The organism is Phycisphaerales bacterium (assembly GCA_016699835.1).
Classification (GTDB): domain Bacteria; phylum Planctomycetota; class Phycisphaerae; order Phycisphaerales; family UBA1924.
In genome coordinates, this window is the sequence record CP064987.1 from 2897675 (window position 1) to 2913180 (window position 15506).

Sequence of the window (15506 nt, forward strand, 5' to 3'; positions counted from 1 at the left end):
TCCATGTGTCTGAGGCCGACTGATAGCGAGCGATGCGATTGACATCCATTCCGCTAACTGAGGTAAAGGCCAGCCGCGATCACGTCGCCATTCTGGAGAACGGCTGACGCGCCGATAAAGCCGATCGTTCCTGAGCCAAGAGTTGTCCAGGTATTTGTGGCGGTTTGATACTTGGCGACTTGGTACCCGGTGCTTGTTCCGGGCCATTTGCTCCCCACGATAATGTCGCCGTCCGGGAGTACAGAGATTGTGTTGACGATGTCGGCCGCGCCTGATCCGAGAGTGGTCCATTGGTTCGTTGCCGGGCGATACCGGGCGATGCGGTTGGCCTGGGCCCCGCCGGCAGATTGGAATGATCCCCCCGCGACCAGGTCGCCATCTGGGAGCACCGCCATGTCGAAGATGGCGCTGTTTACGCCCGATCCGAGAGGCGACCATGTGTTTGTTGTTGGGTTGTAGCGGGCGATGTTGTTTGCCAGTGCTCCACCTGCCGAGATGAACGATCCTCCTGCGACTAGATCGCCATCCGGGAGCACAACCAAGGCGAACGCGGTGCTGCCTAGGCCTGAGCCAAGTGCTGACCAAGTGTTCGTGGCGGGGTCATAGCGGGCAATATTGTTTGCTTCGACCCCGCCGGCTGATGAAAATAAACCGCCCGCAATCATGTTGCCGTCCGGGAGTACAGCTAGCGCGTGGACAGTGCCATTCAGGCCTGATCCAAGCGATGTCCATGTGCTAGAGGTTGGATTGAAACGGGCTATGCGGTTCACCAGAACCCCGCCAGCAGAGCTGACTGTTCCGGCGGCGACAATGTCGCCATTATGGAGAACCGTCAGCGCCCGAACATCCCCGAGTACACCTGTTCCGAGGGCGGACCAAGTCTGCGTGGTCGGGTTGAAACGTGCGATTCGGCTTGCTGCAACGCCGCCCGCTATCGAAAAACGGCCCCCAACGATCAGGTCGCCATCGGGAAGGACTGCGGTGGATAGGGCATCATTGTTCAATCCCGGCACACCCTCGCCCGGGAGCCAGTGTGGGTCGCAAGGGCCTTGGCCGAATGCGCGAGAGCAGACTGGCATGAGCAGGGTGAACAGAACAAGCACAGTTCGCACGACTGGGGAGGGTTGGTATATGGCTGACTCCTTTGTGCGATATCACAAGAGTTGTGCGAGGGTCTCTGGATGTCGGCGGGAGATGTCCGTCAGCACCCCGCGTTGAAGCGGTTGAGGTAGTAGAGGAGGTCGTCGATGGTGACGCCGCCGTCGGGGTTTCCTGTGGCGGTGCCGTCGTCGACGTCGGCGTTGAGGGTTCCGGCGTTGAAGGCGTTGAGGTAGTACAGCAGGTCGTCGATGGTGACGCCGCCGTCTGGTTGGCCTGTGCCGCTGCCGTCGTCGAAGTCGGCGACGCAGACGACGCGGAACTGCCGCATCATCTCGTGGTCCTCGTGCTCCAGGATGTGGCAGTGGTAGGGGAAGAGACCCGTGAAGCCCTCGAAGCGGGCGGCGACGCGGGTGATCATGTTGGGCGAGGCCTGGACGGTGTCCTTCCAGCCGGTCTCGGACGGGGAGGGCGGGATGAGCGGGCCGGTGGGGACGACGACGTTGCTGACGATGGTGAAGGCCTGGCGATCGAGGATCTGGAAGCGGACGAGGTGCATGTGCATGGGATGGGTGAAGGGTGAGCGGTTGACCCAGGACCAGATTTCCGTGGCGTTCTCGCGCGGGAACTCGGTGATGTCGTCCCAGAGGAGGCCGTTGATCATCCAGGTGCCGTCGTCGTGGCCTGGGCAGTGGGCGTCGGCGAAGTTTCGGAGTTCGAGGGAGCGTTCGATCGTGCCCGGATTGATGTTCATGGGGGTGACGGGGACGAGGGTTGCGGGGAGGGCGTCGGTGTCGCCGGGGGAGTTGGTGACGCGGAACTGCATGACCTGGGGGACTTCGCTGCCGGGCGTGCCGTTGGGGAAGGGGGCGACGGCGGAGTTGACGAACTCGATGGTGGTGCCGGTGGAGTAGGGGGCGAAGTCGACGACGATCTCGGCGCGCTCGGCGGGAGAAAGGGTGATGGAGGTGAGGGGGACGGGGGTGGAGGTCATGCCCAGGTCTGTGGCGATGAGGTGGAAGGTGGCGTTGTTGGAGAGGGCGAGGGTGTAGGTGCGTGAGTTGCTGCCGTTCAAGAGGCGGAAGCGGTACTTGCCCTTACGGACATCGAGGAAAGGCCAGACCTTGCCGTTGACGCAGACGAACTCGCCGAAGAAGTCTTCCTGGAGATCGGTGTTGTACTTGAGTTGGCCCGTGGGGTGGAAGGAGCGGTCCTGGATGACCAGGGGGATGTCGTTGTGTCCCTGGGGGAGATTGAGGGCGTTGCTCTCGGTGTCTCGGAGGAGATAGAACCCGGCGAGGCCCATGTAGACGTTGAGTCGCGTGATGCCGAGGGCGTGGTCGTGGTACCACATGGTGCAGGCGGGCTGGTTGTTCGGGTAGGTGTAGAGGGGTGCGCCGGTGCCCGGGGGGAAGGCGGTGTCGGGGTCGCCGTCGGACTCGCTGGCGACCTTGGCGCCGTGGAGGTGGACGACGGTGACGGGGACGTTGCCGGTGACGTCGGGCCCGTGGAGGCAGGTGTCGACGTTGAGTCGGTGCTGGGTCTTGAGGGAGTTGTCCTCGTTTCGGAGGTTGTTGAACCAGTTGACGGTGACGGTTTGGCCCTTGAAGGCCTCGATGGTGTCGCCGGGGTACTTGCCGTCGTAGGCCCAGACCCAGGCGTCGCCGGAGAGCTCGGAGTGGAAGCGGTGGGTGGTCTCGACGATGTCGATGTCGTAGTGGGCGGCGCCGCCGGCGGAGCCTGTGGTGGGGACGGCGGTGCCTGGGATGGGGAGGGCGTCAATGTAGGGCGTGAGGATGATGGGGCAGTTGGCGTCGGCGCAGAGGGTGTTGTCGCCGTTGTAGGTGCCGTTGGAGGCGAGGCAGTTGGCGGCGGTGACGGTGACACAGAAGCCACTGGGAAGGCAGCAGGAGCCGGTGGGTTGGGGGCAGAGATTGGGGGAGCAGTTTGTGTTGTCGCCGTTGTAGAAGCCGCCGGCGGAGCTGCAGCCGACCTGGGTGTTGACCTGGCAAGAGCCGTCGGGGAAGCAGCAGGCGCCAGTAGCGGGGATGACCTGGTACTGGACTTCGAGGACGGGTTGATTGCCGCGGGTTGGGTTGTTCCTGGAGCCGAAGCCGCGGAGAGCGTTGCCGCCGAGGGCGTTGGAGGAGAGGATGATCCACCCGTGGTTCTGGCTTGGGTTCTGGATCCATTGCTGGACGTTGGCGGCTACTTGGGATCCTGTGAAGTCGTGGAAGGTGTTGAGGATGGTGGAGACGGTGGTGGTCGCGCTGGCGGGTGTGGCGAAGGCGCCGCCGGGAGTGGACCAGGCGGTGAAGGGGAAACTTCTCACGGTCCAGTTGGCATCGGTGATCTGTGCGGCGGCACCGGTGTATTCGTCACCGACCGCGTTGGACCCGGCCTCACCCCAGGATTGGGTGACGCGGTAGATGGAAACGCCGCGCGAGGCGGAGTCGTTGGTCTCGAGAAGGCGCAGGGTGAGCGTGGCGCTGATGACGGTGGCGTTGGAGGGGATGGAGGAGAGATCGAACTTGATGAGGCCGTTGCGGCTGAGGAGTTCGGTGAAGATGGAGCCTGTGGTTCCGGTGATAATGAACTCTCCAGCGCCATTGGAGTTGCCGGTGGCGTTCTCGTAGATCGTGGTATCCTGGAGGGCGCCGAAGGTGTCGGTGATGGTGGCGATGCAGGGGGAGGGAGAACAGGAAGTGCCGTGGCCTTGGTAGGTGCCGCCTTGAGTCGTGCAGTCGGCGGGCTCGAGGACGACGCAGGTTTGGTTGGGGAGGCAGCAGGCGCCCGTCGGCGGTGGACAGGGGTTGGGTGAGCAGGAGGTGTTGTTGCCTTGGTAGGTGCCGCTCTGGGAGTTGCACGAGGCCTGGGTGACGACGACACAGGTGCCGTCGACGAGGCAGCAGGCGCCGGTGGGCGGAGTGAAATCGACGGTCAGCGTCGGGCGGCTGGCGGTTGTGGCAAAGGTTCGGGAGGCGAACTTCTTGGTGCTGCCGAGGGTGGTCTCGTTGCCTCGGACGATCCAGCCGAAGTTGGTGGAGGAGTTGTTCACCCAGTTGGAGACGTCGGTGATCATGCCGGCGCTGGACCAGGTGTAGGCGCCCGTGGCGCCGACGGAGAGGGTGGCGCTGGAGCCGGCGGTGAACTGGCCGCCGGCGGTGGACCAGTTGGTGCCGGAGAAGAAGCGGTGGATCCAGGTGACGGAGTTGGTGGTGGGCGCGCCGCCGGAGCCGCCGCCGGTGCCGCCGGTGGAGGTTCCTTCGCCCCAATCGGCGAGGACTTTGTGGAGGGTGATGTTGAAGTTGCCGCTGGCGTTGTTCTGGATGGCGGTCAGTTTGAGCGTGACACTGTTGATGGTGGAGCCTGCGGGGATGGAGGAGAGGTTGAAGGCGAGGATGCCGCGTCGGATGCCCTCACCCGCGCCGCCCTGGTTGGTGTGGCCGACTTGGAAGCCGTCCTCGCCGCCGTTGGCGAAGTCGCCTTGTGCGTCCTCGATGAGTGTGGCGTCCTTGGTTGGGGTGAGGACGACGGAGTCGGCGAGCGCGGGTGTGGTGAGCGTGACGGCGAGGGCCAGGGCGAGAGTGTTCGCACGGATGGCGCTGGACCACGAGAAGAGCGAGGGCATCGGAGACTCCTTGCACACGGACAGGGGCGCTGCGTATGAGTGAGCGCTTGGGACGGCACTGATCGGGCGGATGGCCCTGAATACCAAGGTCATAGCGTACCACCGAAGCATGGTGGGCACAATGGGAATCGGCTTGGAAACGGGTTGATCCCCAGGTTTTCGTGGGGGTGAGGGTCGTGGAGGTTTGGGCGAGGGAGTTAGACCGAGGCCGGGTGCCAGATGGTTTTCATTTCGACGAAGGGCTCGATCCAGGAGACCCCCTGGGCCGTTATCCAGTCGGTGTTCTGGCGGATCTTGACGCGTTTGAGATTCTCGGCGGCACCGGCGCGGAGGGCGGCAGCGTGGTCAAGAGAGTCGCAAGCGGCGTGGACGGCGTCGATGTCGCGGTGCGAGGCGATGTGGGGGATGAGTTCGCTGTGATCGGCGGTGAGAATATTTACAACGCCGGGCGGGATGTCGCTGGTGGCGCAGGCTTCAGCGAAGATGGTGGCGATGGTTGGGGCGGATTGGCTGGGGACAAGGATCGCGGTGTTGCCCGGGCAGAGCACAGGGGCGAGGAGTGAAACGATGGCGAGGAGTGGTGGCGAGTTGGGGCAGAGGATGGCGACGACGCCAGTGGGGTCGGGAACGGTGAAGTTGTAGTGGGGGCTGGCGACGGGGTTCTGGCCGCCGAGGATCTGGGCGTGCTTGTCCGCCCAGCCGGCGTAGTGGACGAGGCGGTCGATGGAGGCGGCGACCTCGTGGGCGGGCGAGAGGCGCGGCGTGGACGATTTGGACTTGGCGGATTTCGCTGCAGGCTTTGCTGGTTTCTGGTACAGAGCGAGTTCGTGCTCGAACTCGTTGGCGCGGGCCTCGATCATCTCGGCAAGGCGGTAGAGGATCTGGCCACGGTTGTAGGCTGTGGCGGCGGCCCATTTGGGTTGGGCGGCGCGGGCGTGCTCGACGGCGTCTCGGAGGTCTTTGCGCGAGGCGAGGGAGACGTGGGCGATGAGGGAGCCATCGGCGGCATGGGCGGGAGTGGTGCGGCCTGATTCGCTCCGGGGGAACTGGCCATTGATGTAGAGTTTGCAAGTCTTATGGACTTCGAGCCTGGTGGACATGGATCGCTCCCGTCGCGCGGCCCGGTGGAGTGGTTGGCTCTCCGGGAGATCGCGCTTCACCAAGTGTACGGCGAGTCGGGGGATTCCTCGTGGGCGTGCTCGCTCTGGCGGGCGAGGAGGTCGCTGTAACTGCAGTCGATGACCTCGCCCATGACGGGCTGGAAGGCCTTGCGGAGTTCGGTGATGGCGTCGTGGCAGCGGGCGAGGTTGTGCTCGCGACTCACGAGGCACTCGAACTCGAGGAAGTTGCCGAGGTTCTCGACGGCGTCGAGGTGGATTCGGGAGTTCCCGATCATCCAGAGCGATCGTCGTTTCTTGACGGCGACCCAGATGGGGAGGGGTTGCGTGCCGAAGCGTTCGAGGGCCTGCTGCTCGGAGTAGATGGCGAAGTGGCTGAGTTTGGGCCTGGCGAGGTTGGGACGTTCGTAGAAGATGTATTCGGTCTCTTCGCCGATGGTCTCGCGGCGTTTGAGCCGGCCTGTGGGCGTGCGGAAATAGGTGTCGGTCTGGACGAGGTCGGCGATCCAGGTGGCCTTGAGGGCGTGGCAAATGGACCGGGCGAGGCCCGGGTCTCGGAGTTCGGCTTTGAACTCGACGTTGTGCATGGATCGATGGACCGAGAACGTGGGACGAGAGGGCGTACGCGATGAGCGTATCGGCGAGTGAACGTCGCGCATTGATCGACGGCCGGGAAAGATGGGTGAATGAATCGCATACGATCCGCGCGTTCCGAATGGTTGACAAGGAATCCCACGCCGTGCGAGTTGATTTGCACACGCACATCCTGCCGGAGCGATGGCCGGACTGGACTCGAAGGTCCGGATATCCGGGGTGGATCGCGCTGGATCACTGCGGGCCCGGGTGTGCGCGGATGTGCCGATCGAACGCGGACGGGACGACGACGTTCTTCCGGGAGATCGGGGCGAACTGCTGGGATCCGTCGGTTCGGCTTGGCGAGATGGACGCGACGGGCGTGTTGATGCAGGTGCTGTCGACGGTGCCGGTGATGTTCTCGTATTGGGCGGCGGCGAGCGACGCATTGGATCTGGCGCGGCTTCTCAACGACCACATCGCGGAGATCGTGCGGGCGCATCCGGCTCGGTTCGCGGGGCTGGGGACGGTGCCGATGCAGGATCCGGGGATGGCGTGCCGAGAGTTGGAGCGTTGCGTGGGTGAGTTGGGGATGAGGGGCGTCCAGATCGGGACGAATGTCAACGGTCTGAACCTCGATGAGCCTGGCGTGTTCGAGGTGCTGGCGTGTGCCGAGCGATTGGGGGCGGCGGTGTTCGTGCACCCGTGGGACATGTTGCAGCACCAGATGGTGCGAGCACCGGGTGGGGTGTCGGCTGGCGATGGTGCGAGGGCTGTGGATCGGATGGCTCGGTATTGGATGCCGTGGTTGGTGGGCATGCCTTGTGAGACGACGATCGCGATGATGTCGGTGATGTTTGGCGGGGTGCTGGATCGGTTGCCGCGGCTGAAGATCGCGTTCGCGCATGGGGGCGGGAGTTTTCCGGGGACGCTGGGGCGAATCGCGCACGGGTTTGCGTGCCGAAGGGATTTGTTTCCGGAAGGGGCGCGAGATCCGCGGGAGTATCTGGCGAGTGATGGGCGAGTGGCGCGGGTGTATGTAGACTCGCTCGTGCATGACGCGGAAGCGCTTCGGCTTCTGTTGAAGCAGTTCGGGGCGCCGCGGGTGGCGCTGGGGAGCGACTATCCCTTCCCATTGGGCGAGGAGAAGGCGGGGGAGTTGGTGTGGTCGATGCGGGGGGAACTGGGAGAGGATGTTGTGGAACGGTTGTTGCGAGGGACGGCGAGGGAGTTGTTGGGGATTCTGGACAGCAGAACATCTGAAGGATGAATATGGAGAAGAGGTAGACACAGGCGAGACGCCTGTGCCACGAGGGTGGGTAGGGCCAGACGAGATCGAAGCGATGGAGATCGGAATCGATGACGACGAGTCCGTATGAGTTTGATCGGGAGTTGAACGCCGCGGTGGCGATGGACCTGGCGGATCCGATGCGCGAGTTCCGTGGTGAGTTTGCGCTGCCGAGTGCTGGGGAGATCGCGAGGACAGTGGGGGCGGCGTTGCCCGCGAGCGAGGCGTCGAGGGCGGCGATCTATCTGGTGGGGAACTCGCTGGGGGCGCAGCCGAAGTCGGCGCGGGTGGCGGTGGAGCAGGAACTGGACGACTGGGCGCGGCTGGGCGTGGAGGGGCACCTGCACGGGAAGCATCCGTGGTATCCGTATCACGAGTTTGTGCGCGAGGGGCTGTCGATGATCGCCGGGGCGTCGGCGCGCGAGGTTGTGGCGATGAACTCGCTGACGACGAACCTGCACCTGCTCATGGTGAGTTTCTATCGCCCGACGCGCGAGCGGTACAAGATCGTCTTTGAGGACTCGGCGTTTCCGAGCGATTCGTACGCGATCCAGAGCCAGTTGGAGTTTCACGCGCGGCACGCGGGGTTTGACACGAAGGCCGGGAGCGTGCGATTGAAGCCTCGCGCTGGGGAGGCGACGCTGCGGACGGAAGACATCCTTGATCGGATTGATCGCGAGAAGGACTCGATCGCGATGGTGATGCTTGGGGGCGTGAACTATCTGACCGGGCAGCGGTTCGACATGGAGACGATCACGCGGTTTGCGCGGGAGCGGGAGATCGTCGTGGGGTGGGACCTAGCGCATGCGGCGGGGAACGTGCCGCTGCGGCTGCACGACTGGGGGGCGGACTTTGCGGCGTGGTGCAGTTACAAGTACCTCAACTCCGGGCCTGGCGCGGTGGCCGGGGCGTTCGTGCATGAGCGGCATCTGGCGGACCAGAGCCTTGTGCGGTTTGCGGGATGGTGGGGGAACGATCCGACAACGCGGTTTGCGATGACGCCGGACTTTGTGCCGGTGCAATCGGCGGACGCGTGGCAGTTGTCGAATCCGCCGATTCTCGCGTTGGCGCCGCTTCGGGCGTCGCTGGAGATTTTCAAAAGGGCGGGGGTGGATCGACGCTGGGCGAAGGCGCAGAAGTTGACGGCGTTTTTGCGTTATCTCGTGGGTGAGATCGAGGGGCGGCCTTTGGAGGTCACGACGCCTGAGGATCCGGAGCAGCGCGGGTCGCAGTTGTCGCTGCGGCTGAAGCACGCGGGGGGCGGGGCGGGGAGGGCGCTGCACCAGGAGTTGCTGGCGCGGGGCGTGGTGTGCGATTTCCGCGAGCCGGACGTGCTCCGTGCCGCACCCGTGCCGTTGTATACGACGTATGAGGATGTGTGGCGGTTCGTGGACCACCTTCGCGAGATTCTGACGCGGAAGTAGGACGGGGCGGAGTTCGCGTCGGTTCGGTACACTGAACGGCCTTTGGTCGCGATCTTCATCCAGTCGTCCACGCGTGTCTCGATCTCTCCCGCATGATTCTGAATGTCCTTGCTCTTGGTGTGCTCGCGTTTCTGATCGCTCTGCCGGCGACGGTGGTGGTGCGCGGGGTGGCGCGGCGGTGGAGCGCGTTCGATTCGGCGGGAGTTGAAGGGCAGGTGAAGGCGCCGCGGAGGAAGGTGCCGAATGTTGGCGGTATCGGGATCTTTGTGGCGATCGCGTTGCCGATGGTCCTTTTCCTGTCGCTTGCCCGACTGCACGGACACGCGGAGATGCTGGATCCGAGCGATCCGTCGCTCGTTCCTGTCGATGTCCAGGAGCATCTGCCTGGGGTGCTCTCGAGGTGGCGCGAGGCCGTGGTGCTGTTGGGCGGGGCGTTTCTTGTCCACGGGCTTGGGTTGATTGATGATCGGCGGCCATTGGGGCCGTTTGTGAAACTGGCGGTGATGGCGATTCCGGCGTTGGCGGTGCCGATGTTCGGTGGGACGCGGCTGCTCACGCTGATGGATGCGCACGTGGGCGGGGCGTGGTTGTCGGTGGGGTTGACGGCGGTGTGGATCGTTGTGGTGATGAACGCGTTCAACTTCATGGACAACATGGATGGGCTGTGCGGCGGGGTGGCGCTGGTTGCGTCGTGCTCGTTGCTGGTCACCGCGGTGCGATTTGAGCAGTGGTTTGTGGCGGGGACGCTGGCGCTGGTGGCGGGGGGGACGCTGGGGTTTCTGGTCTTCAACTTTCCGTGGAGGCCGAGAGGACACGATGGGCAGACGCGGGGCGCGTCGATCTTTCTTGGTGATGGCGGGTCGCTCTTGCTTGGGTTTGTGCTGGCGGTGTTGAGTGTGCGGCTGACGTATATCCGAGTTGGAGACGCGGCTCCCGGGTGGCACGCGCCATTGACGCCGCTGGTGGTGCTGGCGGTGCCGTTGTATGACTTTGCGAGCGTGGTGCTGATCCGGTTGGTGCAGGGGAAGTCGCCGTTTGTGGGAGATTTGCAGCACTTGTCGCATCGGATCGAGCGGCGTGGGCTTTCGCGGCGGGCGACGGTGACGGTGATCGTGCTGTTCGCGGCGGCGTTTGGGCTTGGGGGGACGGTGCTGGCAACGAGCACGCCTCGCGACGCGATGGTGATCGGGGCGCAGAGCGCGGCGATTCTGGGGGCGTTAGCGCTCTTTGAGTGGTCGGAGACCCGGCAGAAACGGCGCGGGGCATGAACGAACGCGAGATGGGCGTAACCGATGGAGGCGGGGCGTCGCGGGCCGTCGCGACGGTGTCGTGCATGGTGGTGTGCGTGATGGTGCTGGCGAAGATGGTGGCGACGCGGGAGGTGATGCCGTATTGGTCGGAGGATCCGTTGTTGGTGCCGGCGTTCTCGGCGGGGGTGACGCCGGCGATCTCGCTGACGATGGATGTGGTGTCGCTGGTGGCGTCGTCGGTGTTGCTGTTCTCGATGCGGCGGGCGAATGTCGCGGGGCTGGTGTGCCTGGTGTGCTGTGCGATCTTGGGTCTTGCGCCGGCGGGCGTGCACGCGTTCTCGCCACGGTTCAATCTTGAGAATCTTGTGATGTTCTCGAACTGGTCGGCGGCGTTCTTCGGGGCGATCGCGCTGCATGCGGCGTCACGGGACTCGCGGCTGCATCGGCTCGCGTCGGCGGTGCTCCTCGCGGTGGTGGGGATGCTCATCGCGAAGGGGGCGATGCAGTTCTTTGTCGACCATCCGCAGACGATGGCGGAGTTTGAGCGGAATCGCGAGCGGATCCTGGATTCGCACGGATGGTCGAAGGACTCGGTGAATGCGAGGCTGTTCGAGCGGCGGCTCTTGCAGCGAGAGGCGACGGGGTGGTTCGGATTGTCGAACGTTTACGCGAGCGTGCTGGCTGCGGCGTGCGGGGCGTGGCTGGGGGCGTTTGTTTGCGCGGAGCGGGAACGGCGGGAGAACGCAGCGAGGCCGATCATGGCGACGATGCTCGGCATGGGGGCGTGCGCGTTTGGGTTGGCGCTCTCGATGTCGAAGGGTGGGATGGTCGCGGCGTGCGTGGGGGCGGTCTTTGCGGTGCTGCCACGCGTGCTCGATCGATTGACGGCGAGGCCATCGGCGTTGGGGTGGCTCGTGCGTGATGAGGTACGGCGGGCGGGGGTGCTCGGCACGGTGTATGTGCTGGTGCCTCTTGTGGTGATCGCGATGGTGGTGGTGCGTGGGGTGATCGGGACACGGGTCGGCGAGTTGAGCGTGCTGTTCCGGTGGTTCTATATCAAGGCGTCGTGCCGGATGCTGGTGGATCATCCGTGGCGTGGCGTGGGGTCGGACGCGTTCCAGGCGATGTATCAGATCGTGAAAGATCCGCGGAGTCCCGAGTCGGTGACTTCGCCTCACTCGATGTTCTTTGAGTATGTGGCGACGCTGGGGATCGCGGGATGTGCGTTGGTCGCGGTGGTGCTTGTACTCGCCGGGCGGGCGGGTGCGGCGCTCGGTTCGAAGAAGAGTGGGGATGATGGGCCGACGGACCCTTCGGATCGGCGGACGGAGGTGTACACGATCGTGCTGGTGCTGCTCGCGGTGAGCGGATTCTCGCACACGATCGCGGCGGTGATCGGGGATCCCGCGGGGGCGAGCCAGAACGTGATCGCGACGGTGGCCGGGCTGGTGCTGGCGATCGCGATGTCGCTGGTGGTGCTGCGCTGGAGTGTGCCGGCACGGGTGGTGGCGATGGCGGCGGGGTGTGCGGCCTTGCTGGCGCACGGGCAGATCGAGTTGACGCCGACGAATCTATCGTCGGGGGCGTGGGTGATGGCGATGCTGGGTGTGGCGGGGGCGGGACGGGCGCTTTGCGGACGTGGTGTCGGAGGAGAGGCTAGACACGCGGCCGTCAACTCGCGTCGGCGATGGTCGATGCTGGTGCCGGGCGTGGCGGCGCTGGTGCCGGTCGTGGTGGTGGGGACACGGCTCGAGAGTGTGTGGCGGTGGGAGGGGGCGCTGGCGTCAGCAGCAAAGCGGTTGGACTTGCTCCCGGTGGTGGACTCGTTGGGTCAGGCCGCGTCGGAGGCGACGAGTGCCCAGGAGCGGCAGCGGGCACAGCAGGATCTCCGCGCGGTGCTGGAGCCGGAGGGGCTTCGGCCTGACGATCGCGAGCATTTCATCGAGTCGTACGCGGCATGGCGGCAGGGGAAGATGAAGTTGGCGGCGGAGGACTTGGGCCGAGCGACGCGGATCATGACGACGCACGCGGAGACGTGGCACGCGTTGAGCGGGCTGCTGGTGCACTCGGCGTCGGATGCTGTGGCGATGGGGGACGAGCGGACGGCGATCGAGAAGTTCCTGTTTGCCGGCGACGCGGCGCGGCGCGCGGTGGATGTCCGTGGCCGGGCCGGGGACTGGGTGTGGCTCTCGACGGTGAACCGGTCGGAGGCTGAGTTGAAGATCGGAGATTCGAGGACGAGTCTCGCTTTGGCCCTGGAGGCGCTCGATCATGCCCGGGTGCTCGATCCATACGCGTTGTCGCCGGTGGTTCAGGCGATCGAGGTAGCCGGGAAGATGGGGGATGCCGCTCGACAGCGAGACCTGGCGCGCGAGGCGTTGCGGCTGGATGGACTGATGGGGCTCGATCGGGAGGCCGGGCTGACGAAGGAACAGCGGGGGATGTTCGAAAGATTGTCCAGGGAAGGGGATGCGGGGCTCTCTCGGGATGATCATGCCCCTTGATTCGCGTGTGTGGTTTCCTAGACTTTTGTCTCGGCCTTTTGGAAGGGATCTGTTTGGATCCCGGGCAAAGAGTGTTTTTCGAGTGCTTGCGATGGAAGAGGACGAAGTCGACGCCCCGCCGCAACGGACGTGACGCTGCCGAGATCTTCGGTCGGCGTGCGTCGAAGCCCACTCGAGCGCACCATGAATTCAGTGCCGCGATCCAGCGGCGATTTGCACCGGACGCGAGACGGCTTGCGATTCGGAATCGGTAGTTGACCCCAGTCACGCATCCCCACGGTCCCAACGAGCGTTGGACCCTGGCTTGAATCACGAAGGAACCGTCCATGTCCAATCCGTTGCCCTCTGATCTGCCCCACATCCGCAACTTCGGGATCTGCGCCCACATCGACGCCGGGAAGACGACGGTGTCGGAGCGCATTCTGTACTACACCGGGAAGAACTACAAGATCGGCGAGGTCCACGAGGGGACCGCGACGATGGACTTCCTCGAGGAAGAGCAGCAGCGCGGGATCACGATCCAGTCGGCGGCGACGACGTGCCCCTGGCAGCGTCACGGCGAGGACTACAAACTGAACCTCATCGACACGCCCGGGCACGTGGACTTCACGATCGAGGTCGAGCGGTCGCTGCGCGTGCTCGACGGCGCGGTGGCGGTCTTCGACGGCAAGGAAGGCGTCGAGGCGCAGTCCGAGACGGTGTGGCGTCAGGCGGACCGGTACAAGGTGCCGCGGATGTGCTTCGTCAACAAGATGGACAAGATCGGCGCGTCGTTCGAGTTCTCGTTCAAGACGATCAAGACGCGTCTGGGCGCGAACGGGATCGCGATCCAGTTCCCCATCGGGAGCGGGCACGACTTCAAGGGTCTGGTCGATCTCATGACGATGCGGGCGTACTTCTTTGAGGGTGAGAAGGGCGAGATCGTCACGGAGAAGGACATTCCGGCGGATCTCAAGGACACGATCGATCAGTGGCGTCACGACATGATCGAGAAGATCGCGGAACTCGACGACGATCTGATGATGAAGTATCTCGACGGCAAGGAACTCTCGACCGAGGACCTCAAGGCGGGGCTGCGCAAGGGGACGGTGTCGCGGAAGTGCTACCCGGTCCTGTGCGGGGCGGCTCTCCGGAACATCGGTGTGCAGCGATTGTTGGATGCCGTGGTGGATTATCTCCCCGCGCCCGATGAGTGCCCGCCGGTCGAGGGGACCGACCCCAGGGACGAAGAGAAGAAACTCACGCGTCCGCACGACCCCAAGGCGCCCTTCTCGGCGCTGGTCTTCAAGGTCGTCTCGGACACGCACGGCGACCTCACGTACATGCGGGTCTACTCGGGCACGCTGACCAAGGGCACGCGCCTTCTGAACCCCGGGAATGGGAAGCGCGAGAACGCGTCGCGCATCTTCGAGATGCACGCGCAGAACCGCATCCCGCTCGAGGAAGTCACGGCGGGGAACATCGTCGCGGTGGTCGGGATCAAGGACTCGTACACGGGCGACACCCTGTGCGACTCGGACGAGCCGATCATGCTCGAGCGGATGCACTTCCCAGAGCCCGTGATCTCGATGTCGATCGAGCCCAAGACGCAGGACGACAAGCGGAAACTGTCGGAGGCGCTGGCGGTCATCCGGCGCGAGGATCCGTCGTTCCGCTCGAACTACAACGAGGAGACGGGCGAGACGATCATTTCGGGGATGGGCGAACTCCACCTCGAGATCATCGCGAATAAGTTGCGTCGCGACATGAAGGTCGGCGTCGAGGTCGGCAAGCCCAAGGTCAGTTATCGCGAGGCGATCACGAAGAAGGTCACCGACGTCCGCGGGCTCTTCAAGAAGCAGACGGGCGGTCGCGGGCAGTTCGGCGACTGCATGATCTCGCTCGAGCCGTACACCGCGGCCCAGGCGGCGGAGGAGGAACTGAACTTCAAGGACTCCATCGCCTTCGACAACGCGATCGTGGGCGGCGTGATCCCCAAGGAGTTCATCCCGTCGGTGGAGTACGGGGCGCGTCAGCGCGCGATCACGGGCGTGAAGTTCGGGTATCCGCTGATCAATATCAAGATCACGCTGACCTATGGCTCGTACCACGCGGTCGACTCGAACCAGAACGCCTTCGAGATGGCGGGGCGCATCGCGCTCGATGAGGCCGTCGATCGCGCCGGGCCCGTGCTGCTCGAGCCGATCATGAAGGTCGTGGTGACGGTGCCGAATGAGTACCTCGGGAACGTGACGGGCGACATCTCGTCGCGTCGCGGGATGATCATCGACACCGACGACCGCGGCGTGGTAAAACTCGTGACGTGCGAGGTGCCTCTGTCGGAGATGTTCGGCTACACGACGGCCCTCCGCGGGATGTCGCAGGGCCGGGCGAGTTCGACGATGGAGTTCCTGGAGTACCGCCAGATGCCGGCGAGCCTGCAGAAGGCGATCACCGAGGGCGAGGGCGGGAAGGGTAAGAAGTAAGACCCCGGGTCTATTCCCCTGGACAGTTGCATGTACGTGCGGCGCCCCATTCGATTGAATGGGGCGTCTTTTTTTTTGCCGGTCACGGGAAGGTCCGAGTAGCGTGGACACCACAGGAAACTCGGGGTTTCGCGGGGGTTGTGCGGGCTGGATGG

9 protein-coding genes are annotated in these 15506 nt (G+C 64.6%); 5 read left to right on the top strand and 4 right to left on the bottom strand.

Annotation, left to right across the window (positions count from 1 at the left end; genetic code table 11):
* Positions 1 to 53 precede the first annotated feature (53 nt).
* From IPK69_11995 to IPK69_12010, 4 genes are all read right to left on the bottom strand, one after another.
* Positions 54 to 1004: a hypothetical protein gene (locus tag IPK69_11995; GenBank protein QQS08694.1), complete on the bottom strand. Its 951-nt coding sequence runs from the start codon at positions 1002 to 1004 to the stop codon at positions 54 to 56.
* A 197-nt stretch (positions 1005 to 1201) separates the two neighbouring features.
* Positions 1202 to 4729, bottom strand: a complete 3528-nt coding sequence (locus IPK69_12000) for a multicopper oxidase family protein (protein ID QQS08695.1) — start codon at positions 4727 to 4729, stop codon at positions 1202 to 1204.
* Positions 4730 to 4926: 197 nt separating this feature from the next.
* Positions 4927 to 5829: an aldehyde dehydrogenase family protein gene (locus tag IPK69_12005; protein ID QQS08696.1), complete on the bottom strand. Its 903-nt coding sequence runs from the start codon at positions 5827 to 5829 to the stop codon at positions 4927 to 4929.
* A 56-nt stretch (positions 5830 to 5885) separates the two neighbouring features.
* On the bottom strand, positions 5886 to 6434 hold the full coding sequence (locus IPK69_12010; protein ID QQS08697.1) for a class IV adenylate cyclase: 549 nt from the start codon (positions 6432 to 6434) through the stop codon (positions 5886 to 5888).
* Between the two features lie 152 nt (positions 6435 to 6586).
* Here IPK69_12010 and IPK69_12015 point away from each other — a divergent pair, with 152 nt between their 5' ends.
* From IPK69_12015 to fusA, 5 genes are all read left to right on the top strand, one after another.
* Complete coding sequence (locus IPK69_12015; GenBank protein ID QQS08698.1) at positions 6587 to 7690, top strand: amidohydrolase; 1104 nt, start codon at positions 6587 to 6589, stop codon at positions 7688 to 7690.
* Between the two features lie 89 nt (positions 7691 to 7779).
* Positions 7780 to 9132, top strand: a complete 1353-nt coding sequence (kynU, locus tag IPK69_12020; protein QQS08699.1) for a kynureninase — start codon at positions 7780 to 7782, stop codon at positions 9130 to 9132.
* 92 nt (positions 9133 to 9224) lie between these two features.
* Positions 9225 to 10400, top strand: coding sequence for an undecaprenyl/decaprenyl-phosphate alpha-N-acetylglucosaminyl 1-phosphate transferase (locus IPK69_12025; protein ID QQS08700.1), 1176 nt, complete (start codon positions 9225 to 9227; stop codon positions 10398 to 10400).
* Positions 10397 to 12886 carry an O-antigen ligase family protein gene (locus IPK69_12030; GenBank protein ID QQS08701.1) on the top strand — a complete coding sequence of 830 codons (2490 nt, stop codon included), beginning with the start codon at positions 10397 to 10399 and terminating at the stop codon, positions 12884 to 12886. Before IPK69_12025 ends, IPK69_12030 begins: the two co-directional genes overlap by 4 nt.
* 326 nt (positions 12887 to 13212) lie before the next feature.
* On the top strand, positions 13213 to 15351 hold the full coding sequence (fusA, locus tag IPK69_12035; protein QQS08702.1) for an elongation factor G: 2139 nt from the start codon (positions 13213 to 13215) through the stop codon (positions 15349 to 15351).
* Positions 15352 to 15506: the final 155 nt, after the last annotated feature.

What these genes read in the sequence shown, in the direction of transcription:
- IPK69_12000 (QQS08695.1), bottom strand. Translation starts at nt 4,729, where the DNA reads ATGCCCTCGCTCTTCTCGTGGTCCAGCGCCATCCGTGCGAACACTCTC.
- IPK69_12005 (QQS08696.1), bottom strand. Translation starts at nt 5,829, where the DNA reads ATGTCCACCAGGCTCGAAGTCCATAAGACTTGCAAACTCTACATCAAT.
- IPK69_12010 (QQS08697.1), bottom strand. Translation starts at nt 6,434, where the DNA reads ATGCACAACGTCGAGTTCAAAGCCGAACTCCGAGACCCGGGCCTCGCC.
- kynU (QQS08699.1), top strand. Translation starts at nt 7,780, where the DNA reads ATGACGACGAGTCCGTATGAGTTTGATCGGGAGTTGAACGCCGCGGTG.
- IPK69_12025 (QQS08700.1), top strand. Translation starts at nt 9,225, where the DNA reads ATGATTCTGAATGTCCTTGCTCTTGGTGTGCTCGCGTTTCTGATCGCT.
- IPK69_12030 (QQS08701.1), top strand. Translation starts at nt 10,397, where the DNA reads ATGAACGAACGCGAGATGGGCGTAACCGATGGAGGCGGGGCGTCGCGG.
- fusA (QQS08702.1), top strand. Translation starts at nt 13,213, where the DNA reads ATGTCCAATCCGTTGCCCTCTGATCTGCCCCACATCCGCAACTTCGGG.